Origin of the sequence: Bradyrhizobium cenepequi (genome assembly GCF_020329485.1) — a bacterium.
Lineage (GTDB): Bacteria > Pseudomonadota > Alphaproteobacteria > Rhizobiales > Xanthobacteraceae > Bradyrhizobium > Bradyrhizobium cenepequi.
Genome location: NZ_JAGKJI010000146.1, coordinates 1 through 1438, shown reverse-complemented (window position 1 = coordinate 1438; position 1438 = coordinate 1). Strand labels below are relative to the sequence as shown.

Genomic DNA, 1438 nt, shown 5'->3' with positions numbered 1-1438 from the left:
CGCCCGGTCCGAAATAGCACAAATCCCGCGGCTTGCGTGTCCCTCGCTCATCATCAAACGCCGAGCCGCCCGTATCTTCCAGATTGCCTCTGGCTCATGTTGCCGATGATCCATCATGATCGGCAGCAGCAGCGGCGAGCAGCATTTCCGAATCGGCCTCGATGTCTGAGCAATGCGGCCGATATGTATCGGACGGTTTTGCTGCGGTATCCGGCCTGTAGGCTTGCTTCGGCGTGATCGCCTGAAGACTTGATCCAATTTGAGCCGGTCGTTCACACTCTGTTGAGGCGTCGTACCACTTACGCCGAGGCTTGACGCAGGTCCTTCTCGCCGGACCAGGAGCCATTGGCATTGCTCTTTCTTCCGAGTCCCAATTTTTATTTCGATTGAACACGAAGTCGGTTCGCCCTTTTCATCGCGCCGTTCACGTAGGCGTGGGTGAGTGGGGCGAGCCGAATGTTTCCAGCGAAAATCTATGTCGGTCAGATCACGATCGTGTTCGGCATCGTCATCGCGTCAACCTGGGGTGCGACGCAATGGACAGCCGGAGCTCTGGCGTTTCAGGAGCGGCTCGGTGCGCCGTGGTTCGTCATCGTCGACTATCCAGTCTATCTGCCGTGGCGATTGTTCGAATGGTGGTTCGCCTACGAGGCTTATGCGCCCGAGATCTTTGAAGAGGGCGGCGCCATCGCTGCGGCGGGCGGGCTCGCCGGCGCGCTGTTTGCGATCATCAACTCGGTCTGGCGCGCGCGGCAAAATCAGCTCGTGACGACCTACGGCTCGGCGCGCTGGGCTACTGCCAAGGAGATCAAGGCCGCCGGCCTTTTCGCCGCCAAGGGCGTGTTTCTGGGGCGACTCGAGAACAACTACCTGCGCCATGACGGGCCGGAGCATGTCATGTGCTTTGCGCCGACGCGTTCAGGAAAGGGCGTCGGGCTCGTGCTGCCGACGCTGTTGTCCTGGACCTCGTCTGCGGTGGTGCACGACATCAAGGGCGAAAACTGGGAGCTGACAGCCGGCTGGCGATCAAGCTTCTCGCATTGCCTGTTGTTCAATCCGACCGACCCACGGAGCGCGCGCTACAATCCGTTGCTCGAAGTCCGCAAGGGCGCGGCCGAGGTGCGCGACGTTCAGAACATCGCCGACATCCTGGTCGATCCCGAAGGAGCACTCGAACGCCGAACCCATTGGGAGAAGGCCAGCCATTCGCTGCTGGTCGGCGTCATCCTCCACGTCCTCTATGCCGAAGAGCAGAAGACGTTGACCCGGGTTACCGAGATCCTGGCCGATCCCGCGCAGTCCTTTGAGAAGACGCTGCGGATCATGATGGCCACCAATCATCTTGGGACGGAGACAGAGCCCAAGGTGCATCCCGTCGTGGCCGCGACCGCGCGGGAGCTCCTCAACAAGTCAGAAAACGAGCGCTCAGGTGTGCTGT

Annotated in this window: 1 protein-coding gene; it reads left to right on the top strand. The window is 60.8% G+C overall.

Going from position 1 to position 1438, the window contains the following annotated elements:
* Window positions 1-456: 456 nt before the first annotated feature.
* A partial coding sequence (locus J6497_RS40570) for a type IV secretory system conjugative DNA transfer family protein (protein WP_225709734.1) occupies window positions 457-1438 on the top strand: 982 nt, incomplete at its 3' end.